This window comes from Pseudoalteromonas sp. KG3 (assembly GCF_030436385.1).
In the GTDB taxonomy this organism is placed as follows: domain Bacteria; phylum Pseudomonadota; class Gammaproteobacteria; order Enterobacterales; family Alteromonadaceae; genus Pseudoalteromonas; species Pseudoalteromonas prydzensis.
The window spans coordinates 3,755,396-3,782,151 of record NZ_CP098523.1 but is presented as its reverse complement, the minus strand read 5'-3'; the positions used below and the strand labels follow the sequence as shown (position 1 = coordinate 3,782,151).

Here is a 26,756-nt window from a genome sequence, read left to right as displayed (position 1 = left end):
GCTAGCACTTCAGCTACATAATTACTTAGTCTAAAGTGCTATTAAATCCTTTATAGCTTATTGATTTCACGGCTAACCGTAAACTCTGTTGAAGTAACATAACGTTCCATTTCTTGTAAACGCGTATCAACACGTCCTAAACGGTCTTTTAAATCTTGTAAAGCACGACGTGGTGGCTCACCTTTTTGCCATACTTTAAATTTTACTTCAAGTGGATCTTCGTGTTGCTGTGTATCAGTCTTACCATGAGTATTAGCTGGCTTTTTATCTAAAATAAACCAAGCGGCGATATAAGCAACTACAAACAGCGGGCCACCCGCTAATAACACTGCCGTTACTACGATAATACGTACTAACCACAATTCCATATTAAAATAATCACTGAGTCCGGCACATACACCAGCTATTTTGCCACGTACTGGGTCTCTTAACAGTTCACGTTTAGTACTCATACTTTACGCCTCCACTGTGGGGCCTCTTGATCAAGTAAGGCTTCTAATGTTTCAACTCGTTCCGCCATTTTTTCGGCTTTGTGTGCAAGCTCAACAAGTTGGCGATGTTCATGCTCGCTCAAACCTTGACTAACTTGCTTTTTACTACGGTAATGTAGAATAAGCCAAAGCGGAGCGACAATAACCATAAAAATTATGATTGGTGGCATTAAAACTTCTGCATCGAACATGATATTCTCCTATCAATCCGTTATATGTTTAAGCACTGGGGGCTATGCCCCCATTTATTATTATTTATCAGCAAGCTTCTTTTTAAGCGCTGCTAGTTCGTCATCAATCTTTTCATTTTGCTGTAAATCAGCAATTTCATCAGCTAATGACTTTTTGCCTAAGTCGTACGATTCTACCTGTGATTCTAGTCCATCAATCTTAGTTTCGTAACGTTCAAAGCGATTTAATGCATCTTCAACTTTAGAGCTGTCGAGTGCTTTTTTCACTTCTAGGCGCGACTCAGCTGAGCGTTGACGCAGAATAATCGCCTTTTGACGTGCTTTAGCGTCGGCAAGCTTGTCTTGTAACGTACTTACTTCTTGTTGCAGCTTATCAATGTGCGACTCTACGTGGTTAAGCTCTTCTTCAACCGCGGTTACCGCTTGCGCTGATTTTTGCTTTTCAAGCAGTGCAGCACGGGCTAAATCGTCACGATCTTTGCTCAGCGCCAGCTCCGCTTTATCTTGCCACTGTGCAACTTGCTCTTTAAGTGTATCAACGCGACGTACGAGTTCTTTTTTCTCTGCTAATGTTTTTGCAGAGGTTGAACGTACTTCAACTAACGTATCTTCCATCTCTTGGATGATAAGACGTACCATTTTTTCAGGATCTTCTGCTTTATCTAAAATGGCATTGATATTAGAATTAACAATATCTGCAAAACGCGAAAAAATTCCCATAACATTTACCTCTGTAGTGTTTAACTTAATTGGTCTGCAGTTACTATTACAATATGCTTGCCAACTTTATAAAACATAAAATACAGTAATAATTTCATAATGTTAAACTAAAAATACAAATTCCTTTAGTTCTCCTTGATTATGAAATACACTAACTGTTAGTAAAAATGACCAAGAGTTAGGGAATATGAGCCAATTTCGCCAACAAGATAATTTACTCGGCCAATCAGACAGCTTTTTAGCGGTGCTTGATCAGGTTTCACAACTGGCAAGTTTAGATAAACCAGTGCTGATTATTGGTGAACGCGGTACTGGTAAAGAGCTAATTGCCGCGCGATTGCACTTTTTATCAAAGCGATGGGAGCAAAATTACATTAAGCTCAACTGCGCCGCACTGAATGAAAACCTACTCGAAAGTGAATTATTTGGTCATGAAAGCGGTGCATTCACTGGCGCAAGTAAACGCCACGAAGGGCGATTTGAGCGCGCTAATGCCGGCACCCTGTTCTTGGATGAATTAGCAAATACCTCCGCCATGGTGCAAGAAAAATTGCTACGGGTTATTGAGTACGGAGAGTTTGAACGCGTAGGTGGCAAGCAAACCGTCAAGGTTGATACCCGCTTAGTCTGCGCAACCAATGAAGATCTCCCTTATCTAGCCGAGCAAGGCGAATTTAGAAGCGACTTACTCGACAGGCTCGCGTTTGATGTTATTACCTTACCGCCGCTGCGCGAGCGTCAGGAAGACATCATGTTACTGGCCGAGCAATTTGCGATGAATATGGCTCGAGATTTAGACTGGCAACTATTCAGTGGTTTTACCCGCAGCGCCGTGGAAATACTGCAAGGCTATGACTGGCCAGGTAATATTCGTGAGCTTAAAAATGTGGTTGAGCGTAGCTTGTATCGTCATGGTAGCGAACATATTCCCGTTCATCAGATTATTTTAGACCCATTTGAAAGCCGCTTTAGACCTAAGCAACGAATTAAAAAGCTACCCACTAAGGCCGTAGAAGCCGCGCCTGTTGCAGTAGCACCCAGCGAACCTATTATTGCAACAAATAGCCCACAATTTCAGTTTCCATGTAGTTTAAAAGACCTGTCCAATGAGTTTGAAATAGATTTAATAAAAAAAGCGCTGGAATTTAGTCTATTTAATCAAAAGAAAACTGCAGAAGTACTTGGTTTGACGTATCATCAACTACGAGGCTATTTGAAAAAATACAACTTGTTAGATCAACAATAATAGTCAGAGGCTAAACGAGTGTATAAATTATTACTTGGTATCTTAACGGTATGCCTAACAGGTTGCTTAGACACCAAAGAAAAAACGTTAGAAGAAAAGAATCAGGGCTTAGTTTATTGCGCTGAGGCCAACCCTGTGTCGTTTAATCCCCAAGTGACGACCACAGGCTCTACCATTGATATTATTGCTAATCAATTATATGACCGTTTGATCAGTATTGATCCTATCACGGCTGAATTTAAAAGCGAGCTGGCCACTGACTGGAAAATAAGTAAAGACGGTAAATCGGTCACCTTTACCTTACGTAAAGGGGTAAAATTTCATACCACCGCCTACTTTACACCCAGCAGAGAGTTTAATGCTGATGATGTGATCTTCACCTTTAGCCGATTATTTGATGTCTATAACCCCTATCACTTTGTTGGTAATGCCGACTACCCTTATTTTCAAAGTGTGGGTATTGACCAATTAATACGACAAATCGTTAGAGTCTCTGACCACCAAGTGCGTTTTGAGCTTTTTAATGCAGAGAGTAGCTTTTTAGCCAATATGGCGACAGACTTTGCCGTGGTGTTATCGCGCGAATACGCGATGCAATTAAAACAGCGCGAGCAAGTTAATTTGTTTGATCAGTACCCTGTTGGTACTGGCCCTTATATTTATAAAGAGTATCGTCGCGATCACTTAGTGCGTTATTACCGCAACCCAGATTATTGGAAACACCCAGTGGTACTTGAGCAGTTGGTTTACGACATCACGCCGAATGGCACAACGCGAATTGCAAAAATGCTGACAAAAGAGTGCGATGTTACTGCGCATCCAAGCAGCGCGCAGCTGAGTATTTTAGCGCAACGTGACGACATCAAGGTGCAAAAAGAAACCAACTTAAACGTAGGTTATTGGGCGTTTAATACCCAGCGCCCGCCTTTTGATGACTTACGTGTGCGCCAAGCATTGGCCCATGCCATCGATATTGAAAAAATCATGCAGGCTGTTTATTACGGCAATGGTATCCGTGCACAATCTTTATTACCGCCCACATCATGGGCGTATCAAGCACAACCTAAGTTACCAGGCTTTAATCCGGATCTGGCTAAAAAGTTATTAATTGAAGCCGGGTTTCCGAATGGCTTTAATATGACCATTTGGGCAATGCCGGTGAGTCGTATTTATAATCCTAATGCACGTAAAATGGCTGAGCTCATGCAAAGCGATTTACGAAAAATTGGTGTAAATGTCAGTATTGTTGAATATGAATGGAATACCTTTATTCAGCGTATTGGTGAGCATCGCCACGATAGCGTGTTATTAGGTTGGGCTGCAGATACTCCGGATCCTGATAACTTTTTCAGCCCACTGCTAAGTTGCACAGCAGCTTTTAGTGGTAAAAACCCTGCAAATTGGTGCAACCCTGAGTTTGATTTACTGCTCACACAGGCACTCGACACCACCGATTTAGCCAAACGTAAAATCTATTATCAGCAAGTACAAGCTATGCTTATACGTGAACTGCCACTACTGCCCCTTGCCCATGGTATGCGTTTTCAAGCCAGCAGTGCCGATGTTGAAGGCATTCCACTTGGCCCATTTGGCGCCATTTCCTTAGCCAACGCGAGGAAAAAATAATGGTTTTACATTATATTTTACGTCGCTTAGGCTTACTGTTATTTATGATGTTTACCTTAAGCTTATTTACTTTCTCACTGAGTTATTTGTTTCCTGGTGATCCGCTCAGTAATTTAAGTGGCATCAGTAATACCAGCTTTTCACAAACCAGCGTGCTACAAGATAAGTATCATTTTGATGATAATTATTTGATCCAATACTTTGCTTTTCTAGCGCGTATTGTACAAGGCGATTGGGGCGTATCATTTGCCTCTGGTGATAGCGTTTTTAGCCATATTATCGACCTGTTCCCTGCAACTTTAGAGCTGAGTATTTACGCATTAATTATCTCAGTAGTGGTTGGCGTACCCGCAGGGATATTTGCCGCTGCATACCACCGCCGCTGGCCAGATAAACTGGTAAACTCCACCACCTTAGTGGGTTACTCAATGCCTGTGTTTTGGTTGGCATTATTATTAATTATGGTGTTTTCATTGCAACTAGGTTGGTTTCCCATGTCTGGGCGTATGGGGCTGCTCTACGAGATACCTTTTGAAACCGGTTTTATTTTATTAGATATTATATTGGCCGATTTCCCCTACTCAGGTATGGCAATAGTGGATGCCTTGCATCACTTAACTTTACCCACCATCGTACTGGCAATGTACCCAACCACGGTATTAGTGCGTTTTACCCGCGACTCAATGTTAAACGTACTAGATCAAAGCTATATTAAAACCGCGCGAGCCAAAGGCTTAAACCGTGCCCAATTAATTATTCATCACGCCCTGCGTAATGCGCTGTTACCAGTAATAAAACAAATTGGTTTGCAATTTAGTACCTTGATCACCCTAGCCATGATCACAGAAGTGATTTTCTCGTGGCCAGGCATTGGCCGTTGGTTGATTGATAGCATTTACCAGCGCGATTACCCTGCAATTCAAGGTGGTTTATTAGCGGTATCGATGTTTGTAATTCTGGCTACGATTATTGCAGAATTAACCTATACCTTGTTCGACCCGCTGTCACGGAATCAAGCGCATGGCAAAGTTTAATTTATTTTCAGAAGAGTCAAACAAATCGCCACTGGCGCGATTTTGGCGCAAGTTTAAATCCAATCACCCCGCCTTAGTTGGGTTATGGATTTTTATCGCCTTCGCAATTTTGGCTGCCGCCGCACCACTGATTGCACCCTATGGCGTAAACCAGCAACACAGTGATGCCTTATTGATCCCCCCTTCATGGCATGAAATGGGCGACGTACGGTTTATACTCGGCACAGATGACTTAGGTCGCGACGTATTATCACGGTTAATGAATGGTGCAACCTATACCTTTGGCTTATCAGTGATTGCTGCACTTATCACCACTATTATTGGGGTTTTAGTTGGCACCTTTGCCGGTATTAGCCGTGGTCTTCGTTCAAGCTTTTTAAATCACCTGCTCGATATAACTTTATCGATACCGTCTTTATTATTGGCGATTATTATTATTGCGATATTAGGCCCCGGTCTGATGAATACCGTTTGGGCGATTATTTTAGCGCTGCTGCCGCAGTTTATTCATTCAGTACGTAACTTGATTGTGACGGAGCTAAGTAAAGACTACATCACCGCCTTTAAACTCGATGGCGCCTCTAATTGGCATATCCTCTCGCGGGGGATTTTCCCCAATATTTATGAGCACATTGTGGTTATTTTTACTATGGCACTGTCTACCGCTATTCTAGATATTTCAGCATTGGGCTTTTTAAAACTTGGTGCACAACCGCCCACCACAGAATGGGGGGCAATTTTAGCTGAAAACCTAGGTTTAATTTATTTGGCTCCTTGGACCGTTGGTTTGCCTGGGGTATTACTCTTTTTAGCGGTGCTGTCGACCAATTTAGTGGGTGACGGACTACGCCAAGTGCTCAAAGCACGTAAGGCTGACTAAATGCAATTACTTGATATACGAAACTTAACCATAGAGCTGCGTACCTCAGATACCGTGTTCCGCGCCGTTGATAGAGTAAACTTGAGCCTTAAAGAAGGCGAAGTTCATGCATTAGTCGGCGAATCCGGCTCAGGGAAAAGCTTAATCGCCAAAGCCATTGTTGGCGTTTTAAATAAGCGCTGGCACATAACCGCAGACCGCATGCACTGGCGCGGGGTTGACTTAATGCGCTTATCAAGCGAACAACGACGTAAAATTGTTGGCAGCGATATCGCTATGATTTATCAAGATCCCAGCCGCTGCCTTGATCCTACTGCGAAAATATTTGAGCAAATTGCCGAAACCTTGCCTGAAATAGCAGGGTCTGGTTTTTTCTTAAAACGTAATCGGGAACGCAAAGACCGTGTTAAGGCCTTGATCCACAAAGTGGGGATTAAAGATCACGAAAAAGTATTGTCAAGCTATCCACATGAGCTCTCAGAAGGCGTGTGTCAAAAAGTAATGATAGCCATGGCGATTGCCCGCACACCTAAGCTACTGATTGCCGATGAACCAACCACCGCGCTGGAAAGTACCACCCGCGCGCAAGTATTTAGGTTATTAAAAAGTTTAAACCAGCTTAAGAATATGTCGATTTTAATGATCTCCCATGAACTGGAAGAAATCGTCAACTGGTCCCATGGTATGCATGTACTGTACTGTGGGCAAATGGTCGAGGCAGGTCCAACTCAACGTATTTTTAGCCAGCCACGCCATCCATATACGCAAGCATTATTAAAAAGCTTACCTGATTATGAACAAGGGCTTGCGCACAAAGAACCGTTTTATGCACTTAAAGGCACCATTCCCACTTTGCAGCATTTACCAATCGGCTGCCGACTTGGACCTCGCTGCCCACAAGCACAAAAGGCTTGCGTAGTCACACCGCCTTTAACTAAACAGCATGGTCACAGCTATGCGTGTCATTTTCCGTTAATTAAGGCGATGAAATAATGCAGCCTCTGTTAAAAGTGCAAGCCTTATCAAAAAGCTTTAACCTTAGAGCGGGGCTATTTTCACGCAAACGATTTGAAGTATTAAAAAATATTTCATTTTGCTTAGAGCAAGGTGAAACTCTGGCGATTATTGGCGAAACAGGCTCAGGTAAAAGTACCTTAGCCAAGTTATTAGCCGGTGCCGACAGCGCCGACACAGGGCAAATCTTGCTTGATGGCACTATCATTGAAGACAAAGGCATAAGGGATCAACAATGTCGCCATATTCGGATGATTTTCCAAGACTCGGAAGCCTCATTAAACCCAGGCCTCACCATTGGCGAAATGCTCAACGACTGCCTGCAATATAACACCAACTTAGACAAACCAAGTCGCGCTGAAAAAATTAGAGCCACCTTGAATAAGGTTGGCTTGCTGAATGACCATCAACATTATTACCCTCACATGTTCAGCGGCGGTCAGTTACAACGCGTCGCCCTCGCCCGCGCGTTAATCCTCGACCCTAAAGTGGTGGTGCTCGACGAAGCCCTATCATCACTAGACCCATCAGTGCGCGCACAAACTGTAAACTTATTACTTAAGCTGCAACAAGACACCGGACTTAGCTATATTCTCATCACCCATCACTTAAGCCTAGTACGTCATATTAGCGACCAACTGGTGGTACTTGATCACGGTGAAATCGTTGAATACGGTAAAACTAGAGATGTATTTCAAAATCCAAAATCAAAAGTCACCCAGAAATTGTTGAGTTGTTGAAGAAAAAGGTTCTAGGTGAAAGGTTCTAGGAAAAGCCAGAGCAGCCCGGCGTTAAATTTATCACCGTAGGTTGTGGTTGAGAGCGACGAAACCCAACAATAAATGTGAGAGCTGATAGACGGATTAGAGTGAGAAGTTGACGGTCGGGCAAACTCATTTTTGGACAAAAACACGTTAGAGTATTTATTCGGTAACGCTTCAATCAGCCGACGCGTTAGCGGTCGGCTGTATTGACTTGTTAGTTGCTATTTGCTGAAAGAACTGTCTTGAGTTAAATTCAGATTTTGTTACAAAATCTAACAAAGTTAACCACGACGTGTGTGATACGAATGATTTGCTAACCTCTACAAAAGTTGCCGTTGTAGCTGGTTTGCCTTCGTTAACAGCCGAATTGAAAGCCTTCCACAGAAAAAAAACATCGCTATTTCGCTCTTGAAGCTCATTGTTTAAGGCATCAAAGAGCAGCAAGCCGCAACTATAATGAATTTTACTGCTTTTTAAGGCAACGTTTCTATAATTGGTTTCAGTTCCAAAGCTACTCAAGCAATTTTCTTTTGCCTTCTCCATTTTACTCAGAAATATTTTATGATTACCGTGTATTTCTGAATATGAAAGACCGGCAAATAGTTCAGCACTACCTTCATGTAACCACGCGTCGGCTAAAGCTTCTACATTGCCAGCCTTTCCTTGGTATAAATGCGCCACTTCATGAGCAAAAAACCAAAATGTAGCATTTTCATCTAATTTTTCTATGGCTTTTTCTCCATACCAATGCATAAATATTTGCCTTGGCAGAGTCCCGCCTTGATTACCATAACGTCCATCGCTAGTCTGGCTATAGGAAGCATACAAGCTTGGGCGAAAGTTAAGTGCTCCCATGCGGGCGGCGAAATATGAAAGGATTTTTGGCAAGTTTTGAGACATCAACTCTTTCAGCGGTACAGGAAGACCTCTATCGAGCAAACTGACAAAATTTTCATCTTGTATTGGCTCTCCCTTGCCAACGTATACTTTTTGGCCGCTGTCGCTATCCACCCAACTGGCATCTCCAGTATAAACAACTCCGTCAACAATTATATTATCGTCTTTAGATGCCCGAATACGGATATGCCATTCGTTTAATGAGCCATCACAAAGGTCAGGGCACGCAAAGAACCTGCCAGAATGAAACAGCATTCCTCCGTCAGTGAAAGGGGAAAAAGGTGCATAGTCTTTCGGTAATGAGATATATGTAGGTGTAAGTTCAAATTCAACTTGAGTGAAAGGTTTACCATCGACTCGTCTTACAGTTTCGTAGTCATTTACCTTAACAACTTTAAAATCTGCAGATTTAATTCTCCAACGCTTTCCCCTTGAGCTATCCGGACTTCTTTGAAAGGAAATACGTGTAACGGGTGCATCAGACGTATAACTGACACTCCAACTTCCAGCAGGGCTCTTTATGATAACAGTAGAGATTTCGCTAGCTGCTATACCCCGGCTCGAAAACAGTAAAAGAAGTAGTAGTATCCAGTTATAATTACGACACATGAATTTTACTCCATTAGCAACTAACAATTTTATAGTGCGCGTCTAGCGCATCTTTCTGCCGATGCCACGCTCATGTATTAATAAATCTATTCTTAACAAATAACTTAAGGCATTGCCAACTCTAATTTTTTATTGACGCTAAAGAGATTTAGAAAAAAGAAAATACGCTAGTCGCTCATTTTCTTGAATATGGGAGCACAACAAGAAAAATGTGTATTCATACAGTTATTTGTATTGGTGATGGCATAAAAGTTAGTGGAATATCAGATTTATGGAGTAGAGCCAATAGCATTAGATGAATAACACTGTAACTGATTACTCAAAGCCGACCTATAAAGTAATCATGTGAACTCATTTTGGGGCAAAGGCGATTTATATACATAACCCGTCTATGGACAAAAACAACTTTGAGTATTTATTCGGTAACGCTTCACTAACCGGAATTTTGGGGCGAAGCGAGTAAAATTTCCAAGTGCAGTGACTTGTTAGCATGCTACCGAACACGTTTAGAGTTAGTTAAGTAATCGCTACCAGACAACGGCCCTTTATATATATCTTCTAATAAAAAGTGCAGTACTTCTTTGAGTTCTTTTTTGCCACTTGGCAATGCTATTTTGCCATTATTTACAACGACTGGAATGTCAGGAAAATTGGCCGCAGCAGTGGATATTTGGATAACAGTATAGTTATCTAACACCCCCGAACTCTTAATGGAGTGCGCCATCTTTCTTACTTGCGTATCAGCTTCTGAGATAAAAATTGCAAGATCAGTAATTTCCAATGAAGTATGTTGCGACATCTGAGTTAAGTCTTCGTCTGTTGCCTCTCGATAAAACTCTGACAGATCGAAAACCATTCGAGCATTGTGGAAACTTTTGAACTTTGTTTTATTGCCTTCAATAATTGCTACTAACTTATTATCAATCGTAAAGATATCATCAGTAGTTTTTATAAACGTATTGCCAGTTTGCATCTTTATTATAGGGAGCTGATTTAGCGAAAGAGCCTGTCTTGATGAAAACTTTTGAACAAACACTTTAGTTTGACCATTTGTAGTAATGCCTGTAAATATTGCCTTTATCGGCTCATTTGAGAAGTTGGAAATATTCACGTCCGTAAAAGATGATGCATTTGCATTGATTGCATTCGCCATTAACGTTGATTCACTAATATCATCAATAGTGAGGACTTCATTCGCGTCTGGCTTCCAGTCACCATTAAAATCCACTTCAGTATCTACTCCTTGCTCAAAGGAGACTCGCTGATCTTCAAATATTTGAATTAGCTCTGACTGAAGTGGATTATTTACCCTAATTCGTTTAACTTGACAGCTGCCGCTATCGTCCTTAATAAACGCAAAAAAATTCTGCTGTGCTGTCATTTTATTCCTCTACATCGATAACTATATATTCTGTTAGCTGAGCCACTGTTAAGGGTTGGCTAGCATGCCTAAGTTCTTTTTTTGTTATGAGTACGTAAGTTACACCCTCTGGTGTACCTACTTTATAAAAGTGCCATTTCATGATGCCTAGAAGAGGGTTGAAGTGATAGCTATACCCAGTACTGGTTATCACGGCAAATATTAATAATGTTGGAACCCAGACTGTCCAGTTTAATGCCGTGAAACTTGCGGTAAAAAGCGGTAGTAAATATAAAAGAAGAAAGCCCATATTTTCGCGATCAGCAGCTTCAACAGTCGCTACAGAAAAATTGAACCGCTCTAGGTTCTTTTTGGCATAGCGAAGCATCCAGATGCAAACCAGTACTAGGAATAATGAAGCAGCAATAGCCAAGCTAGCAAATGTTTTTTCGTCATTAAACCAAGCTACCCACGCATAAGTAAAGCCTACAGGAGCTATTGCTGTGCTAGTAAGTAAAATTTTGGCAAGTGTGCTTAACACATTATTTCCTTTGCTCTAAGTTATGATTGAACTCGATTTGCATGCTAACAATTTAATATCGAGCGATTAGGTAGTTTTTCTACCGTAATCTGTCTCGTTTGTCCTATGGCTATTGATAGCAAAGTTAGGAAGTAATTACCAGCATATTGCTCTAAATGTGGTCACGACGAACATGACCTATTGGCTCGTTTTCCTGACTGTGGAAGAAATTTAAGGATTATGGAAATATAAATAAGGATGAACGTCAGCTTCACTCAAAGCCTCCCATAGAGCTTTGTCGTTAACTCGCAATGGGGCAGAAACGAGTTACGCTGATAGTCGTCTCATAACACTATTCGGTTTAATTTCCACCTCAATTATTGATGTTTTTAATATTCTCTCATAAGCGCAGCGTCTCTTAACCTCTTTGTGAATAAATCACTTAATTGGCTTTGCCAAAATTCAGAAAATAAAAACACTCGATAATGCAGTACCTAGATCCAGACTGACAGGGTGTTTTTTCCTTGGGTTTCGTTTCACTCTACCCAACCTGCGCGTAGCAGCGCGAAGTAAATTCGAGCCTACAAGCCACACTCCCCTAGCCCCTAGTTACCTAGCGCCTTCAACCTTTAACCTTTAACCTAACTCCTGTGTCTTAATTTAAAGTGACTTATTATTTGTGCATAGGCTATACTGTACAAATTAATGTACATGAACATTTTGGAGTTGTTATGGATGCTATTAGTTATACTGCTGCTCGCGCTAATTTAGCGAGTACCATGGCGCAGGTGTGCGATGATCATGCGCCGATTATTATTACCCGCAAGAGTGAAAGTCCGGTGGTGATGATGTCGTTAGAAGATTATAACGCCATGCAAGAAACCACTTATTTACTTAGATCCCCTGCAAATGCCCGCAAGCTTTTGGAGTCAATTGCCGAGCTTGAGCAAGGTGAAGGCACGCAAAGAGAGTTAATTGAGTGAAATTAACCTTTTCTACTCATGCGTGGCAAGAATACCTTTATTGGCAAGGCCATGATAAAAAAGTACTGAAACGTATAAATTTATTAATTAAAGATATTCAACGCAGCCCACATGAAGGGTTAGGTAAGCCTGAGCCATTAAAACATGGTTTATCTGGGTATTGGTCTCGCCGCATAAATGATGAGCATAGAATCGTATACAAGTACCAAGACGATACACTTTTAATCGCGCAATTAAGATATCACTACAGTACTTAAAAAAATTACAATCATTGCGCGAGGTAAACTCGCGCCTACAAGCCAATCCCCTAGCGCCTAGCCCCTTTTAATGCACCCACAAAAAAAAGCGCCATTCGGCGCTTTTTTAGGTTTGCTTAATTAACTATTACTCAGTGGCGGTTGGCGCCTTAGGTAAGTTTAATTCTGCGTTTGCTTTTAAAGCTTCAATGAATACCATGTAGTTTTTGTTAACTTGGGCCATGGTAATATTTTGCTTAAGTTGCGCTTCAATTTCACCTTCAACAGTGGCGTTAGTCACGGCTTTTAAGGCTACAATTGCTGCATCACCGTTGTTTAATTCAACTTTTTCAACCACTGCTGTATCAGTTGGATGAGCCATTTTAAAGGCGTGTTGCACGATAGCAGGCGATACTGTGTAAGCTTGGCGAGTCAGTGCTGCTTCTTGACGTAGTTCTAAGCCTTGCTCAGTTACTAGGTCATTTAAGCTCTTGCCTGCTTCAACTTCTGCATACAGTGTTGTTGCTTTTTCTTTAGCAAGTTCTGATGCTTTTTGGCTTACTAAGCGTGCTTTAATTTGCTCAGATACATCAGCAAGTGCTTTGGTTGCAGCTGGTTTGTGCTCTTTAACACGCACTAATACCACATGCTCATCGCCCACTTCGATAACTTCTGAGTTCATTTTATCTTCAAGCACATCTGGCGAGAAGATAGCAGCGATTACCGCTGGTGTATTAAGCGGTGCTGGTAAAGCATTACGGTCTACAAGTTCTGTCGTTTGTACTTCAACACCGGCAACTTCTGCAGCATCAACTAAGGTATCTGAAATTTCAAATGCAATAGCGCCCATTTCTGTTTGCTTTTCATAGAATGCATTTACTTTTGCAGTGCGCTCAAGTTCAGTTCGTAAATCAGCTTTAACAGCGTCATAAGCTTTAACCTGTTCACTTTGAATATCAGTTAACTGAATGATGTGGTAACCAAACTCAGATTGTACTACATCTGAATAATCGCCTTTGTTTGCTAATGCGAATGCCGCATCTTCAAACGCAGGGTCCATCATGTCGCGTTCGATCCAATCTAAATCACCGCCCATTTCAGCACTAACGATATCATCAGATGATGATTCAGCTAATGCAGCAAAGTCAGCACCTTGCTGTAGTTGTGCTAATAAGTCTTCTGCTTTTGCTTTGGCGGCATCATCGTCTTCGCTGTTATCAACTAAGATATGCGCTACACGGCGTTTTTCTGGTTCAATGTATTGCGCGCTATTTTGCTCGTAATACGCTTTAACGTCTGCTTCGCTTACATTGCTATCAAGTGTTAGGTTAGCTGCATTTAAATCAATGTAGCTTACTGATACTTGCTCTGGCGCTAAAAATTGTGATGTATTCAAGTCATAGTAATCGGCAATTTCTTGCTCGCTTACAGCGACATTTTCTTGTAACGATTCTTTACTGATCACAACATAATCAATACTACGTGTTTGTTGTTGTAGTGCTACAGCACTGGCCAGTTCACTATTTAAGGCAAAGTCAGTACCTGCAACGGCTGAAATTAGCTGACTACGGGTCATTTCTTCGCGTAAATATTCACGAAATGCATCTGGCTGGAAGTTCATTTGGCGAATGACTTGTAAGTAACGATCGTTGTTGAACTGGCCGCCAATTTGGAAGTATGGCAATCCTAAAATCGCTTTTTTAACACTGTCGTCACTAACACGTAAACCAAGTTCTGCCGCTAGTTGTGTTTGCAATTCTTGTTGTACTAGACGGTCAACAACGCCTTGACGAATTTGTGCCATGTAATTTGGATCAGCTGCAATTTGTGCAAAGTATTCGCCAAATTGTTGCTCTAAACGTGCACGTTCGTTTTGGAACGCACGGCTAAATTCGGTTTGGCTAATTTTAACTCCATTTACTTCAGCTACGGGCTGCTCTGTGGTTTGACCTAAATAACCACCGATCCCTGCTAAGGCAAAAGATAAAATCACCGCGCCTAAAATAACTTTAGCTACCGGTCCTTGCGAACCTTCTCTGATTTTCTCAAGCATTTATTTATCTCTATTCTATTCGAGGCAGAAATCGCCTTGCTTATGTAAAAAAAGCGTATCTTACCAGATACGCTTTTTCACTTGAAGCAGTTGGCGAGAAAGATAGTTAATTAAGCTGTAAAAGCGATTAACTTCTTACACTGCCAAAACTAACTCACTAAAGAGCAGTGATTAGCTATTACATGCGTCTTTAAGCGCTTTGCCCGCTTTAAAAGCTGGGATAGTCGCTGCAGCGATTTGAATTGTCTCGCCAGTTTGTGGGTTACGGCCAGAACGTGCAGCACGCTCACGTACTGAGAAAGTACCAAAACCAACAAGTGCTACTGAATCGCCATCTTTAAGAGCGCCAGAAACAGCCTCGATGAATGAATCAAGTGCACGACCCGCAGCCGCTTTAGAAATGTCAGCATCAGCTGCGATTTGATCGATTAATTGAGATTTATTCACAATATCATCCTCTTTCATTGTTATTATCAAGAGCGATTGTTTTTTAAACTAACATCACTATTTTGAAAATTTTAGAGCAAACTTTTTCATGCTCATATGATTGTAATTTTTCTTAAGCCTAGGCCACATAAGGCCTAGGCTTGAAAACCAGTGCTTAACTTATCATATCATCTCGATTTGAAAAGCCCTTTAAAGCACTTTTTTTCGCTTTTTTACTGGTTTTTAGGTGTTTCGACCGAAAAACTCTCAACTGGGTGTACTAAAGCCAGTTTTAAAACCTCATCAATCCACGTAACTGGATGAATATCAAGTCCTGCCAATACATTGTCAGGGATCTCTTTTAAGTCACGTTCGTTAATTTTTGGAATAATAACCGTTTTAATACCACCACGGTGAGCAGCTAGTAACTTTTCTTTTAAGCCACCAATTGGTAAAACTTCACCACGTAATGTGATTTCACCCGTCATCGCCACATCAGCTCGTACAGGATTACCGGTTAAGCTTGACACTAAACCTGTAACCATCGCCGCACCGGCACTTGGGCCATCTTTTGGCGTTGCACCCTCTGGTACGTGTACGTGGATATCACGTTTTTCGTAAAAATCACTGTTGATACGAAATGCATCAGCACGATTTCGCACAACTGTCATAGCTGCTTGAATCGACTCTTGCATCACATCACCCAGTGAACCGGTGTAACTTAGCTTGCCTTTACCTGGTACTGCAGCACATTCGATGGTCAGTAAGTCACCGCCCACTTCTGTCCATGCAAGGCCAGTTACTTGGCCAATACGGTCGCCATCTTCAGCTTTACCGTAATCATAGCGTTGTACACCTAAAAACTCTTCAAGGTTATCAGCATTGATAGTGACGGTTTGTGTGCCTTTTTCAAGCAAGATATTTTTCACCGCTTTACGGCATAATTTAGAAATTTCACGCTCTAAATTACGCACGCCCGCTTCACGGGTGTAATAGCGAATAATGCCGATAATTGCGCTGTCTTCAAGGATCAGTTCGCCGTCTTTTAAGCCATTGCGTTTAACTTGTTTAACAATTAAATGTTCTTTAGCAATATTAAGCTTCTCATCTTCGGTATAACCCGATAGGCGGATGACTTCCATACGATCCAATAACGGACCTGGAATATTAAAGCTGTTTGAGGTTGCCACAAACATAACATCAGATAAGTCATAATCAACTTCTAAGTAGTGGTCCGCAAAATGACTATTTTGCTCTGGATCAAGTACTTCAAGTAATGCCGATGCAGGATCGCCACGCATATCAGATGACATTTTGTCGATTTCATCTAACAAGAATAAAGGGTTTTTAACGCCCACTTTACTCATATTTTGAATCAGCTTACCTGGCATTGAGCCAATGTAAGTACGACGGTGACCACGAATCTCCGCTTCATCACGCACACCACCTAGGGCCATACGAATATACTTACGCCCTGTTGAGCGAGCAATCGATTGACCTAGTGATGTTTTACCTACCCCAGGCGGACCAACAAGGCATAAAATAGGCCCTTTAAGTTTATTGGTACGCTGTTGCACGGCGAGGTATTCAATAATGCGTTCTTTGACTTTATCAAGACCGTGATGGTCGCTATCTAAAATCTTTTGTGCGCCCGCTAAGTCTTTTTTCACTTTCGAGCGTTTTTTCCATGGCACATTAATTAATGTGTCAATGTATGAACGCACTACGGTGGCTTCTGCCGACATCGGCGACATCATTTTAAGCTTTGCAAGCTCGGAATTAGCTTTCTCTTGTGCATCACTGCTCATGCCCGATTCTTCGATACGCTTTTTCAGTGCTTCGAATTCGTCAGGTACATCGTCAAGTTCGCCAAGTTCTTTTTGAATCGCTTTCATTTGCTCATTGAGGTAATACTCGCGCTGCGATTTTTCCATTTGCTTTTTAACGCGGGTACGAATTTTTTTCTCAACTTGCAGTAAATCGATTTCACCTTCCATCAACGCCATTAAGTATTCTAGGCGCTCTGTAACATTGGTGATTTCGAGTACTTTTTGTTTTTCAGGCACTTTCAATGGCATGTGCGCTGCCATAGTATCAGCAAGACGCGGCGCTTCATCAATGCCACTAACCGAGGTTAATACCTCAGGTGGAATCTTTTTGTTAAGCTTTACATAACCTTCAAACTGGCTAATAGCACTGCGAATAAACACATCTTGCTCTTGCTCATCGATTTCTTCCGAACCAATAAACTGGGCATTAGCAACAAAAAAGTCTTCATTATCGATAAAGCTTTCTAGTTTTGCGCGTTGCGTGCCTTCAACCAATACTTTAACTGTGCCGTCAGGTAATTTAAGCAATTGTAAAACGGTGGCTATGGTGCCCACACGATAAATATCATCTTGCTCAGGCTCATCCACGGTCGCGTCTTTTTGCGCAACAAGGAAAATTTGTTTGTCTTTATCCATTGCCGCTTCAAGGCATTTAATTGATTTTTCACGGCCTACAAAAAGCGGGATCACCATATGCGGATATACCACGACATCGCGCAGTGCCAGCACCGGGATTTCGACTCGATCTGTTCTCTCAAGCGTCATTATTTTTCTCTTCGCTCTTCATTTATTTTAAAGATTACTCAAGTATATGGGGATAACCTAAGTAAAGTTCAACAATTTAACGTAACTGGATTAAATAAATTATAAAAAAAGGAGCACTAGGCTCCTTTTTATTATCAAAATGAGTAAATTTTACTCAGATGCCGCTTTATCTTGGCTGGCACTTTGATAAATCAAAATTGGATCTGATTCGCCTTTGATCACGGTTTCATCAATCACGACTTTACTGACGCTTTCCATTGAAGGTAGTTCGTACATAGTATCGAGTAGGACCGCTTCAACGATTGAACGAAGACCACGAGCACCTGTTTTACGCTCCATCGCTTTATGAGCGATAGCACGCAGTGCGTCATCACGGAATTCAAGCTCAACGTCTTCCATACCAAATAATGCACCGTACTGTTTTGTCAGGGCGTTTTTAGGCTCATTTAAAATTTGCACTAAAGCTGCTTCATCTAATTCAGTTAAGGTAGCCACTACTGGTAGACGACCAATAAACTCAGGGATCAAACCATATTTTACTAAATCTTCTGGCTCTACATCTTTAAACGTTTCACTTAAAGAACGGCTCGCCGCAGACTCTTTTACGTTCACACCAAAACCAATACCGGTATTTTTGTGGCTACGTTGTTCAATTACTTTATCAAGACCTGAGAATGCACCGCCACAGATAAATAAGATTTTAGAGGTATCTACCTGTAAAAATTCTTGTTGTGGGTGCTTACGTCCGCCTTGTGGTGGCACTGATGCCACAGTCCCTTCAATCAATTTAAGAAGTGCTTGTTGCACACCTTCACCTGAAACGTCACGGGTGATTGATGGGTTATCTGATTTACGTGAAATCTTATCAATCTCATCGATGTAAACAATACCACGCTGTGCTTTCTCTACGTCGTAGTCACATTTTTGCAATAGCTTTTGGATGATGTTTTCAACATCTTCACCTACATAACCTGCTTCAGTTAATGTAGTTGCATCAGCCATAGTAAATGGCACATCTAGTAAGCGCGCTAATGTCTCTGCTAAAAGTGTTTTACCACTGCCCGTTGGGCCAATTAGGAGGATATTACTTTTACCTAACTCGATATCTGTTTTACCAGTTTGGTTACGTAAGCGTTTATAATGATTGTAAACCGCTACAGAAAGTACTTTTTTAGCGTGATCTTGACCAATAACATAATCATCTAAATGATTACGAATTTCTTTTGGTGCAGGTAGTTTATCAGAGGTATTGTGCTTAGGCGCAATGTCTTTGATTTCTTCCCTGATAATGTCGTTACACAGCTCAACACATTCATCACAAATGTATACTGAAGGACCTGCAATTAATTTACGAACTTCATGCTGGCTTTTGCCACAAAAAGAGCAGTATAACAATTTATTACTTTTGTCGCCGTCTGTAGGAGTGTCAGACATTCAGCTACCTCATCTTATACGTTGGCTGCCAAACTACTCAGCAGCTATTTCAATACGCTTAACTATACCAAAAAAAAATGCTTTTCGCATAGTAAAGGCTTAGCTGGCGACATAGTCACCAGCTTAAGGGGATTATTTACCTGCTCTGCTGGTAAATACCTCATCCACTAGGCCGTAGTCAACTGCTTGACTTGCTGTCATAAAGTTATCGCGATCTGTATCGTGAGAGATCACATCCAGCGGTTGGCCTGTGTGTTCAGCCATTAAACGATTTAACTTGTCTTTAATAGACAGGATTTCTTTGGCATGTATTTCAAAGTCAGACGCTTGACCTTGGAATCCACCTAATGGTTGGTGGATCATTACTCGTGAATTAGGTAAGCAATAACGTTTACCTTTAGCACCACCAGATAGCAAAAATGCGCCCATGCTAGCCGCTTGGCCAACACAAATGGTGCTTACGTCTGGTTTAATGAAATTCATGGTGTCGTAAATTGCCATACCTGCAGTAACAGAACCACCTGGTGAATTGATATACAAGAAAATATCTTTCTCTGGGTTTTCTGATTCTAAAAATAGCATTTGCGCTAGAATTAGATTGGCCATGTTGTCTTCAACTTGACCCGTTAAGAATATGATTCGCTCTTTTAATAGTCTCGAATAAATATCATACGAGCGCTCGCCTTTCGCTGTTTGTTCAACAACCATAGGTACTAATGCATTGAGAGGATCTGTAATACCAGTGTTCATATTTATTTTATTCCTTATGCGCTTATACTTATCCTTATTTATAAGGAAGCATAGTTATCTTTTTAGCAAAATTGAAGGCCACAAACTAAAATGGCTCGGGCACACTGCATAATACAGAGTAACACGAGCCATTTAATCGTTAGCGAGGACTTAAGTCAATGACTTATTAAGCACCTTGCTGCGGATTCATGATGTCATCAAATGCTTTTTCAACGTCAGTTACATTCGCTTTAGCTAAAATAGCTTCAACAGCTTGCTCTTCCATTGCTACATTACGCATCTGCTGCATAAGTTGATCATTTGCTTTGTAGTATTCTACTACTTCAGTTGGATCTTCGTATGCAGAAGCTACTGTTGCGATTAACGCTTCAACTTTTGACTCGTCAACTTTAAGCTCGTTCGCTTTAATTACTTCACCTAATAAAAGGCCAGTTTTAACGCGAGTAACCGCTTGCTCATGGAACAATTCAGCTGGAAGCTCAGGCATGTTTTTAGCGTCGCCACCAAAACGTTGTGCAGCTTGCTGACGTAGTGCATCAATTTCTTGATCTACTAGCGCTTTAGGCACGTCGATTTCGTTGTTAGCTAAAAGACCTTTGATTGCTTGGTCTTTCACGTTCGCTTTAACCGCTTGGTCAAGTTCACGTGTCATGTTCTTTTTAACTTCTTCTTTAAGTGCGTCAACGCCGCCTTCAGTTACGCCAAATTTAGTTGCGAACTCTTCGCTTAATTCAGGTAGCTCTTGCGCTTCAACTTTCTTCACAGTGATTGTGAATTGAGCTGCTTTGCCTTTAAGGTTTTCAGCGTGGTAATCTTCAGGGAAAGTTACGTCAGAAACAACTTCTTCGCCTGCTTTTTTACCTACGATGTTATCTTCAAAACCTGGGATCATACGACCTTGGCCAAGTTCTAATGGGAAATCTTCAGCTTTTCCGCCTTCGAATACTTCACCGTCGATAGTACCTACGAAATCAACCGTTACACGGTCTTTCTCGCCAGCAGCTGTGTCAACTTCAGCCCATGATGCATGTTGCTTACGAAGTGTTTCTAGCATGTTTGCTAAATCTTCGTCAGTCACTGATACCGCTGGTTTTTCAACAGCGATCTTATCTAAACCTTGAACTTCAACTTCAGGGTACACTTCAAATGTTGCAGCGAATTCTAAATCTTTACCTGCTTCAAGCGCTTTAGGAGCGAATGTAGGTGCACCAGCTGGGTTAATTTTCTCAGCTACGATTGCTTCGTAGAAGTTACGTTGCATTAATTCACCTGCAACTTCTTGACGCACTGCGCCACCGTAACGCTTGTTGATTACAGACGTTGGTACTTTACCAGGACGGAAACCATCAATACGCTGGGTTTTAGACAGTTGTTGTAAGCGTTTTTTTACTTCGGTCTCAACGTTCTCTGCAGGAACGGTGATGGTCAGACGGCGCTCAAGGCCTTGAGTCGTCTCAACAGAAACTTGCATGATATACCTCAATCTTCAATTTTGGCGACTGTTCGCCTTCCTTACAAACACGGTGATCACTATGCGGTTTGGTACGTTTGAAGTCATTTAAACAACTTTTCTACGCCATATTCACTATAAGATACCAATGCTGCTCTGCCCTTCGGGCACTATGTTAAACAATAGACGCGGCATTATAACCTAATATTTATGATAGTCGAGTGTAGGGGGCAATTATTTGGTCAGATCACGGATTATAGCAGTTGACTGGGTGAAAAGTAGGCGCTATCAGCTATCAGCTATCAGCTATCAGCTATCAGCTATCAGCTATCAGCTATCAGCTATCAGCTATCAGCTATCAGCTATCAGCTATCAGCTATCAGCTATCAGCTATCAGCTATCAGCTATCAGCTATCAGCTATCAGCTATCAGGAAAAGAATAATGAAACTTTGAGTTAATAAACAATCTTTATAGATATTAGATGTTAGATGTTACTTATTAGATGCTGAGAAAGTGGTCGGCGATGCAGGATTTGAACCTGCGACCCCTTGGACCCAAACCAAGTGCGCTACCAAACTGCGCTAATCGCCGATATTGAAGACTAAACTTCATATTTCTATTGAATACTTAAATTTTGATTTTAAGACCACTTTTGAGAAAGTGGTCGGCGATGCAGGATTTGAACCTGCGACCCCTTGGACCCAAACCAAGTGCGCTACCAAACTGCGCTAATCGCCGATATTCTTTTTTTGTAAATGGGGTGACTGATGGGGCTCGAACCCACGACAACCGGAATCACAATCCGGGGCTCTACCAACTGAGCTACAACCACCACTATATTTACATGTTTTCAAAATGGCGCACCCAGAAGGATTCGAACCTTCGACCGACGCCTTAGAAGGGCGTTGCTCTATCCAGCTGAGCTATGGGCGCATCGAAAACTTCATAGCGAACCAATAAGCTTCTCTTTTTAATTAAAAAAGTGGCTAGCGTTTCAGATTTAAACCTGAGACTGCATGAGATATACCCAAACCAACTATCACTATTATTAATAATTAAGAAAGTGGTCGGCGATGCAGGATTTGAACCTGCGACCCCTTGGACCCAAACCAAGTGCGCTACCAAACTGCGCTAATCGCCGATGCTTACTATTGCCTGCGAGTGACCTCGTTGACAACGGGGTGCATAATAGTGATTTGACCGAGTCAGGTCAAACCTTTTTTTAAGAAAATAAATCAATCGGTCATTTTTAGTTCATAATGGCTAAATAATGTAAAAACAAGCTAAAATTTCAACTCTTTTATAGAATTAGCGGCTATATCAGAAAAGCAACTTGGCGCTTTAACGCTTTTCTGCGAAAATAGTGGGCAGTTTAAAAACGAGTAATAAAGAACACGGTCTTTATTAGCATGATTACCCCTATTTTTGTATGCATTCGTTTTTTTAAAGTATCGGTATTAAGTTAACTAACCCCAATTAAAGGTCACCCATGACGGCAAACATCATCGATGGTAAGGCAATAGCTAAACAAGTACGCAGTGCAGTAGCACAACGAGTAACTGAACGTGTTGCAAATGGTCTACGCGCGCCAGGACTTGCAGTAGTACTTGTAGGGCAAGATCCTGCAAGCCAAGTATACGTAGGTTCTAAACGTAAAGCCTGTGAAGAAGTTGGTTTTGTATCAAAATCATTTGATTTACCTATAGATACAAGTGAACAGACATTATTAGATTTAATCGATGAGCTAAACGTTGACCAACAAGTTGATGGGATTTTAGTTCAACTGCCTTTACCTGCAGGCCTTGATGCTGAGAAAATTCTTGAGCGTATTACTCCACTCAAAGACGTTGACGGTTTTCACCCATATAATATTGGTCGCCTCGCGCAGCGTATGCCAGCCCTTCGCCCTTGCACACCAAAAGGGATCATTACATTACTGGATTCAACCGGCGTAAAATACAAAGGTATGCATGCTGTTGTGGTTGGTGCATCAAATATTGTTGGTCGCCCTATGGCCCTTGAGTTATTGCTTGCAGGTTGTACTACCACGGTGTGTCATAAGTTTACCCAAGATTTAGAAACCCATGTTCGTCGTGCGGATTTACTTGTTGTTGCGGTAGGTAAGCCTGAGTTTATCCCTGGTGATTGGGTTAAAGAAGGCGCAATTGTAATAGATGTAGGTATCAACCGCTTAGATACCGGTAAATTGGTGGGTGACGTTGAATATGGTATCGCAGAACAAAAAGCACACTTTATAACCCCTGTGCCAGGTGGTGTAGGCCCAATGACTGTTGCCAGCTTAATTGAAAATACCCTTGAAGCCTGTGAAAAGTATCATAGCTAAAAGCCATTAATTTTTGCTTCTATTAATATTAAAAGGGTTGCTGATCAGCAACCCTTTGTTGTTAAGAAAAACAGCATTGTTAGGCTATTTTAGCTGAGCGCTGGCGCCGTGTTAGTTTTAACAATTGCGGTAGTACAGAGAAGAAAATCATTAATGCCATAAGCATGTACTGCCACGGTTGATATTGCTCGCCCAGTAGCACCACAGCGCACATGATCCCTGCAATTGGGTTGGCGATTGTACCGAATGTAAATTCAACCACCGTCATTCGCCCAAGCAGCCAAACATAAAGTGTATAGGCTATCGCCGTATTGGGCACTACCAACCAAAAAAGTACAAACCATTGGCTTGGTGTAAACGCTTTAGCAAGAACTTGGTAAGCTTGTGGCTCAATATAGAGCGCTTGCATTGCTGCGGCAATTAGCAACACTCCACCACCTAGAATGAGTTGCCAAGTTAGTACTGTCCACCAATGAATGTGTGTGGTGATCTTTTGTACCAAAGTACTGCCAATCACTATTGTTAATAATGCCCCTATCAACGCAGCAATACCTAACATATTGACTGCAACGTGCTGTGGGTCGAATAGCCGCCACGCCAAATAAACTAATGTTAACGCACACATGGATTGTAATAGCGCAGGCCGTTGTCCTTTAAACAACCATGCATACAATAAAGCAACAACAGGCACTGATACCATACCCACCCCAGCAATTGCAGCAGGTAAATTAATCGCCATCACAAAAATAAAACTAAAAAATAAAGCGATATTGACTAAAGCTAATAATATCAAACCTCGCCATTGGTTACATTTTGGCCAAGTTGGCTTGATAAGTAATAATAGTAAACCAGCGGGTAATGCCCGTATTGCACCGAGTAAAACGGGCGGCCAATCTGGTGTTGCATATTTTGTTACCGCATAGGTGGTACCCCATAGAAATGCGGGGATCATAGCAAGAAGAATATTCATTTCATTCCTTTAATAAATTAAGAAATGCAAATATAAAACCTCAAGCTAAGTTGAGGTCAATATACAAAAAATAAAAAGGTCGCCAATCTGGCAACCTTTTTTAACTTTTTTAACGAATAGACTTACGCTTTACGCCAGGTTGTTTTACCGGCAGAGTCTTCAAGCACTACACCTAATGCATTAAGTGCGTCACGTGCTTCGTCGGCGGCAGCCCAGTCTTTACTTGTTCGCGCTTCATTACGCTTAACGATTAATGCTTCAATTTCTGCCACTTCGTCATCTGCTTGGCCGCCTTGTAAGAAGGCCTCTGGTGCTTGTTGTGCAACCCCTAGTACTTCACCAAGGCTGCGCAGTATAAATGCTAATTTACTTGCATGCTCTGCATCAGTGTCTTTTACACGGTTCAGCTCTTTGGCTAATTCAAACAACACAGGTAATGCTTCAGGCGTATTAAAATCATCGTTCATGGCTTTTCTAAACTTAGCCACGTAGTCGTTGCCGTCAAGCTCACACGCGACAGGTTCAACACCACGCAGTGCAGTATAAATACGTTCAAGTGAAGAACGGGCCTGATCTAAATTCTCTTGCGAATAGTTTAATTGGCTACGGTAATGACCTGAGATCAAAAAGTAGCGTACTGATTCAGCATCATACTCTTTAAGCACATCGCGCACGGTAAAAAAGTTATCTAATGATTTAGACATTTTTTCTTTATTTACCTGCACCATACCTGTGTGGATCCAGGTATTTACATACTTACCGTTATTTGCACAGCATGATTGCGCAATTTCATTTTCATGGTGTGGAAACTGTAAGTCTGAACCACCACCGTGAATATCAAAATGCTCTCCAAGATGCTTTGAACTCATTGCCGAACATTCGATATGCCAACCAGGGCGACCTTCGCCCCAAGGAGAAGACCACGATGGCTCACCCGCTTTGGCTTTTTTCCACAATACAAAATCAAGCGGATCATCTTTGTCTTGAGCCACTTCAACACGCGAGCCCGCTTGCAGCATAGTTAGGTCTTGTTGAGAAAGCGCACCGTATTGCTCAAATGTAGATACGTCAAACAACACATCGCCATCAGCGGCTACATAGGCATGGCCTTTAGTAACAAGGCGTTCAACCATTTCGATAATTTCATCCATGTGGCCTGTCACTGTCGGTTCAACATCAGGACGAAGCATATTGAGATTATCAAAATCTTCATGCATTGCTTTAGTCATACGTACGGTTAAATCGTTGATCGCCTCGCCATTTTCATTAGCTCGTTTGATGATTTTATCGTCTACATCGGTGATATTACGTACATACTTTAGATCATAACCAATATGACGAAGGTAACGTACAATCACGTCAAAACTTACAAATGTACGTGCATGACCAATGTGGCAATAATCATAAATGGTGATACCACACACATACATGTCGATTTTACCGTCGACCATAGGTTTAAATTGCTCTTTTTGACGCGTGAGTGTGTTGTATATATTTACCATTTACTATAAGTCCTTGACTGTTTGCTTGAATCACTATGTTAACACTTGAAAAGCCCCTGCTCTAGCGCTTTATCAATTGAATAAGCACTTTGTTAATCTTAGCTAACTAAGATAAAATAGCGGCAATTAATTCAGCTAATAGGAAACCTCATGGTTGTTCTACACACAAATTTTGGTGACATCACCATTAACATGCACAAAACCGAAGCGCCAAACACAGTTAAAAACTTTTTACAGTATGCAAATGCAGGTTTTTATGACGGCACTATTTTCCACCGCGTAATTGACGGCTTCATGGTACAAGGCGGCGGTTTTGAGCCTGGTATGACGCAAAAAGAAGTGCATGATCCTATTGAAAATGAAGCAAACAATGGTCTTGCAAACAAAAAAGGCACACTGGCAATGGCACGTACGCCAGATCCACATTCAGCAACTGCACAGTTTTTCATTAACGTGAATGACAACGACTTCTTAAACTTCAGCAGTGAAACTTCACAAGGCTGGGGTTACTGCGTATTTGCCGAAGTTGTTGAAGGTATGGACGTAGTTGAGAAAATTAAAGCCGTTGCTACTGGCAGCACAGGCTTTCATCAAGATGTACCACTTGATGACGTTATCATCAAAAGCGTCACTGTAAACTAAGTTAGGCTTACCCACGTAA

The 26,756-nt window shown here is 41.6% G+C and carries 24 protein-coding genes and 5 tRNA genes; 10 read left to right on the top strand and 19 right to left on the bottom strand.

The window, feature by feature from the left end; translation table 11 throughout:
• Window positions 1–50 precede the first annotated feature (50 nt).
• The 3 genes from pspC to pspA are packed head-to-tail and all read right to left on the bottom strand — an operon-like array spanning window position 51 to window position 1,402.
• Window positions 51–452: an envelope stress response membrane protein PspC gene (gene pspC, locus NDQ71_RS17720; RefSeq protein ID WP_064668105.1), complete on the bottom strand. Its 402-nt coding sequence runs from the start codon at window positions 450–452 to the stop codon at window positions 51–53.
• Window positions 449–682: an envelope stress response membrane protein PspB gene (gene pspB / locus NDQ71_RS17715; protein ID WP_064668106.1), complete on the bottom strand. Its 234-nt coding sequence runs from the start codon at window positions 680–682 to the stop codon at window positions 449–451. The genes pspC and pspB overlap by 4 nt, the downstream gene beginning before the upstream one ends.
• A gap of 60 nt (window positions 683–742) precedes the next feature.
• Window positions 743–1,402, bottom strand: a complete 660-nt coding sequence (pspA, locus tag NDQ71_RS17710) for a phage shock protein PspA (RefSeq protein ID WP_064668107.1) — start codon at window positions 1,400–1,402, stop codon at window positions 743–745.
• Between the two features lie 187 nt (window positions 1,403–1,589).
• Here pspA and pspF point away from each other — a divergent pair, with 187 nt between their 5' ends.
• From pspF to NDQ71_RS17680, 6 genes are read left to right on the top strand one after another with little or no spacing between them, the layout of a single operon-like run.
• Entirely contained in the window at window positions 1,590–2,648 is a 1,059-nt protein-coding gene (gene pspF / locus NDQ71_RS17705; protein ID WP_192542211.1) for a phage shock protein operon transcriptional activator, read from the top strand.
• 18 nt (window positions 2,649–2,666) lie between these two features.
• Window positions 2,667–4,274: an ABC transporter substrate-binding protein gene (locus NDQ71_RS17700; RefSeq protein ID WP_301561954.1), complete on the top strand. Its 1,608-nt coding sequence runs from the start codon at window positions 2,667–2,669 to the stop codon at window positions 4,272–4,274.
• Entirely contained in the window at window positions 4,274–5,308 is a 1,035-nt protein-coding gene (locus NDQ71_RS17695; RefSeq protein WP_192542209.1) for an ABC transporter permease subunit, read from the top strand. The genes NDQ71_RS17700 and NDQ71_RS17695 overlap by 1 nt, the downstream gene beginning before the upstream one ends.
• Window positions 5,295–6,188: an ABC transporter permease subunit gene (locus NDQ71_RS17690; protein WP_064668111.1), complete on the top strand. Its 894-nt coding sequence runs from the start codon at window positions 5,295–5,297 to the stop codon at window positions 6,186–6,188. Before NDQ71_RS17695 ends, NDQ71_RS17690 begins: the two co-directional genes overlap by 14 nt.
• A complete protein-coding gene (locus tag NDQ71_RS17685; RefSeq protein WP_192542208.1) occupies window positions 6,189–7,181 on the top strand; it encodes an oligopeptide/dipeptide ABC transporter ATP-binding protein in 993 nt (330 codons plus the stop codon).
• Window positions 7,181–7,942 (top strand): ATP-binding cassette domain-containing protein, encoded by a 762-nt coding sequence (locus NDQ71_RS17680; protein WP_192542207.1) that lies wholly within the window; start codon window positions 7,181–7,183, stop codon window positions 7,940–7,942. The genes NDQ71_RS17685 and NDQ71_RS17680 overlap by 1 nt, the downstream gene beginning before the upstream one ends.
• Window positions 7,943–8,140: 198 nt before the next feature.
• Here NDQ71_RS17680 and NDQ71_RS17675 read toward each other — a convergent pair whose 3' ends face one another.
• The 3 genes from NDQ71_RS17675 to NDQ71_RS17665 all read right to left on the bottom strand — a co-directional run bounded on the left by NDQ71_RS17675 (window position 8,141) and on the right by NDQ71_RS17665 (window position 11,373).
• The gene (locus tag NDQ71_RS17675) at window positions 8,141–9,472 is read right to left on the bottom strand and encodes a hypothetical protein (RefSeq protein ID WP_301561953.1); all 1,332 of its coding nucleotides are present in this window, start codon (window positions 9,470–9,472) and stop codon (window positions 8,141–8,143) included.
• 493 nt (window positions 9,473–9,965) lie between these two features.
• Entirely contained in the window at window positions 9,966–10,853 is an 888-nt protein-coding gene (locus tag NDQ71_RS17670; RefSeq protein ID WP_024606120.1) for a Kiwa anti-phage protein KwaB-like domain-containing protein, read from the bottom strand.
• 1 nt (window position 10,854) lies between these two features.
• On the bottom strand, window positions 10,855–11,373 hold the full coding sequence (locus NDQ71_RS17665) for a hypothetical protein (protein ID WP_024606121.1): 519 nt from the start codon (window positions 11,371–11,373) through the stop codon (window positions 10,855–10,857).
• A 710-nt stretch (window positions 11,374–12,083) separates the two neighbouring features.
• Here NDQ71_RS17665 and NDQ71_RS17660 point away from each other — a divergent pair.
• Together NDQ71_RS17660 and NDQ71_RS17655 are read left to right on the top strand one after the other, a co-directional pair.
• Window positions 12,084–12,335, top strand: a complete 252-nt coding sequence (locus NDQ71_RS17660) for a type II toxin-antitoxin system Phd/YefM family antitoxin (RefSeq protein ID WP_016710239.1) — start codon at window positions 12,084–12,086, stop codon at window positions 12,333–12,335.
• Window positions 12,332–12,592: a Txe/YoeB family addiction module toxin gene (locus NDQ71_RS17655; RefSeq protein WP_192542205.1), complete on the top strand. Its 261-nt coding sequence runs from the start codon at window positions 12,332–12,334 to the stop codon at window positions 12,590–12,592. The genes NDQ71_RS17660 and NDQ71_RS17655 overlap by 4 nt, the downstream gene beginning before the upstream one ends.
• Before the next feature lie 127 nt (window positions 12,593–12,719).
• Here the strand turns inward: NDQ71_RS17655 and ppiD are convergent, their stop codons facing one another.
• From ppiD to NDQ71_RS17600, 11 genes are all read right to left on the bottom strand, one after another.
• Window positions 12,720–14,624 (bottom strand): peptidylprolyl isomerase, encoded by a 1,905-nt coding sequence (gene ppiD, locus NDQ71_RS17650; RefSeq protein ID WP_301561952.1) that lies wholly within the window; start codon window positions 14,622–14,624, stop codon window positions 12,720–12,722.
• A 171-nt stretch (window positions 14,625–14,795) separates the two neighbouring features.
• Window positions 14,796–15,098: an HU family DNA-binding protein gene (locus NDQ71_RS17645; RefSeq protein WP_301562686.1), complete on the bottom strand. Its 303-nt coding sequence runs from the start codon at window positions 15,096–15,098 to the stop codon at window positions 14,796–14,798.
• A gap of 185 nt (window positions 15,099–15,283) precedes the next feature.
• Complete coding sequence (gene lon / locus NDQ71_RS17640; protein ID WP_301561951.1) at window positions 15,284–17,644, bottom strand: endopeptidase La; 2,361 nt, start codon at window positions 17,642–17,644, stop codon at window positions 15,284–15,286.
• Between the two features lie 150 nt (window positions 17,645–17,794).
• A complete protein-coding gene (clpX, locus tag NDQ71_RS17635; protein WP_192542202.1) occupies window positions 17,795–19,078 on the bottom strand; it encodes an ATP-dependent protease ATP-binding subunit ClpX in 1,284 nt (427 codons plus the stop codon).
• Between the two features lie 132 nt (window positions 19,079–19,210).
• Window positions 19,211–19,828 (bottom strand): ATP-dependent Clp endopeptidase proteolytic subunit ClpP, encoded by a 618-nt coding sequence (gene clpP, locus NDQ71_RS17630; RefSeq protein WP_192542201.1) that lies wholly within the window; start codon window positions 19,826–19,828, stop codon window positions 19,211–19,213.
• A 166-nt stretch (window positions 19,829–19,994) separates the two neighbouring features.
• A complete protein-coding gene (gene tig, locus NDQ71_RS17625; protein ID WP_064668128.1) occupies window positions 19,995–21,299 on the bottom strand; it encodes a trigger factor in 1,305 nt (434 codons plus the stop codon).
• 494 nt (window positions 21,300–21,793) lie between these two features.
• Window positions 21,794–21,870, bottom strand: a tRNA-Pro gene (locus tag NDQ71_RS17620).
• Window positions 21,871–21,940: 70 nt separating this feature from the next.
• A tRNA-Pro gene (locus NDQ71_RS17615) sits at window positions 21,941–22,017 on the bottom strand.
• An 18-nt stretch (window positions 22,018–22,035) separates the two neighbouring features.
• Window positions 22,036–22,111, bottom strand: a tRNA-His gene (locus NDQ71_RS17610).
• A 24-nt stretch (window positions 22,112–22,135) separates the two neighbouring features.
• Window positions 22,136–22,212: transfer RNA gene (locus NDQ71_RS17605), tRNA-Arg, on the bottom strand.
• 131 nt (window positions 22,213–22,343) lie between these two features.
• Window positions 22,344–22,420: transfer RNA gene (locus NDQ71_RS17600), tRNA-Pro, on the bottom strand.
• 348 nt (window positions 22,421–22,768) lie between these two features.
• Between NDQ71_RS17600 and folD the strand changes: the two genes are divergently transcribed.
• On the top strand, window positions 22,769–23,623 hold the full coding sequence (gene folD, locus NDQ71_RS17595; RefSeq protein WP_064665899.1) for a bifunctional methylenetetrahydrofolate dehydrogenase/methenyltetrahydrofolate cyclohydrolase FolD: 855 nt from the start codon (window positions 22,769–22,771) through the stop codon (window positions 23,621–23,623).
• 79 nt (window positions 23,624–23,702) lie between these two features.
• On the opposite strand, the gene NDQ71_RS17590 is transcribed toward folD, so the two are convergent.
• Together NDQ71_RS17590 and cysS are read right to left on the bottom strand one after the other, a co-directional pair.
• On the bottom strand, window positions 23,703–24,593 hold the full coding sequence (locus NDQ71_RS17590) for a DMT family transporter (RefSeq protein ID WP_301561950.1): 891 nt from the start codon (window positions 24,591–24,593) through the stop codon (window positions 23,703–23,705).
• A 122-nt stretch (window positions 24,594–24,715) separates the two neighbouring features.
• Entirely contained in the window at window positions 24,716–26,095 is a 1,380-nt protein-coding gene (gene cysS, locus NDQ71_RS17585; RefSeq protein WP_192542961.1) for a cysteine--tRNA ligase, read from the bottom strand.
• Window positions 26,096–26,245: 150 nt separating this feature from the next.
• Between cysS and NDQ71_RS17580 the strand changes: the two genes are divergently transcribed.
• Window positions 26,246–26,737, top strand: a complete 492-nt coding sequence (locus tag NDQ71_RS17580) for a peptidylprolyl isomerase (RefSeq protein WP_064665896.1) — start codon at window positions 26,246–26,248, stop codon at window positions 26,735–26,737.
• Window positions 26,738–26,756 lie beyond the last annotated feature (19 nt).

Excerpts from the sequence above, each read along its gene's own strand:
- pspF (WP_192542211.1), top strand. The coding sequence starts at position 1,590 with ATGAGCCAATTTCGCCAACAAGATAATTTACTCGGCCAATCAGACAGC.
- NDQ71_RS17590 (WP_301561950.1), bottom strand. The coding sequence starts at position 24,593 with ATGAATATTCTTCTTGCTATGATCCCCGCATTTCTATGGGGTACCACC.
- NDQ71_RS17675 (WP_301561953.1), bottom strand. The coding sequence starts at position 9,472 with ATGTGTCGTAATTATAACTGGATACTACTACTTCTTTTACTGTTTTCG.
- clpP (WP_192542201.1), bottom strand. The coding sequence starts at position 19,828 with ATGAACACTGGTATTACAGATCCTCTCAATGCATTAGTACCTATGGTT.
- NDQ71_RS17680 (WP_192542207.1), top strand. The coding sequence starts at position 7,181 with ATGCAGCCTCTGTTAAAAGTGCAAGCCTTATCAAAAAGCTTTAACCTT.
- pspC (WP_064668105.1), bottom strand. The coding sequence starts at position 452 with ATGAGTACTAAACGTGAACTGTTAAGAGACCCAGTACGTGGCAAAATA.
- cysS (WP_192542961.1), bottom strand. The coding sequence starts at position 26,095 with ATGGTAAATATATACAACACACTCACGCGTCAAAAAGAGCAATTTAAA.
- pspA (WP_064668107.1), bottom strand. The coding sequence starts at position 1,402 with ATGGGAATTTTTTCGCGTTTTGCAGATATTGTTAATTCTAATATCAAT.
- NDQ71_RS17670 (WP_024606120.1), bottom strand. The coding sequence starts at position 10,853 with ATGACAGCACAGCAGAATTTTTTTGCGTTTATTAAGGACGATAGCGGC.
- ppiD (WP_301561952.1), bottom strand. The coding sequence starts at position 14,624 with ATGCTTGAGAAAATCAGAGAAGGTTCGCAAGGACCGGTAGCTAAAGTT.
- clpX (WP_192542202.1), bottom strand. The coding sequence starts at position 19,078 with ATGTCTGACACTCCTACAGACGGCGACAAAAGTAATAAATTGTTATAC.
- NDQ71_RS17685 (WP_192542208.1), top strand. The coding sequence starts at position 6,189 with ATGCAATTACTTGATATACGAAACTTAACCATAGAGCTGCGTACCTCA.
- folD (WP_064665899.1), top strand. The coding sequence starts at position 22,769 with ATGACGGCAAACATCATCGATGGTAAGGCAATAGCTAAACAAGTACGC.
- NDQ71_RS17660 (WP_016710239.1), top strand. The coding sequence starts at position 12,084 with ATGGATGCTATTAGTTATACTGCTGCTCGCGCTAATTTAGCGAGTACC.
- NDQ71_RS17580 (WP_064665896.1), top strand. The coding sequence starts at position 26,246 with ATGGTTGTTCTACACACAAATTTTGGTGACATCACCATTAACATGCAC.
- tig (WP_064668128.1), bottom strand. The coding sequence starts at position 21,299 with ATGCAAGTTTCTGTTGAGACGACTCAAGGCCTTGAGCGCCGTCTGACC.
- pspB (WP_064668106.1), bottom strand. The coding sequence starts at position 682 with ATGTTCGATGCAGAAGTTTTAATGCCACCAATCATAATTTTTATGGTT.
- lon (WP_301561951.1), bottom strand. The coding sequence starts at position 17,644 with ATGACGCTTGAGAGAACAGATCGAGTCGAAATCCCGGTGCTGGCACTG.
- NDQ71_RS17690 (WP_064668111.1), top strand. The coding sequence starts at position 5,295 with ATGGCAAAGTTTAATTTATTTTCAGAAGAGTCAAACAAATCGCCACTG.
- NDQ71_RS17695 (WP_192542209.1), top strand. The coding sequence starts at position 4,274 with ATGGTTTTACATTATATTTTACGTCGCTTAGGCTTACTGTTATTTATG.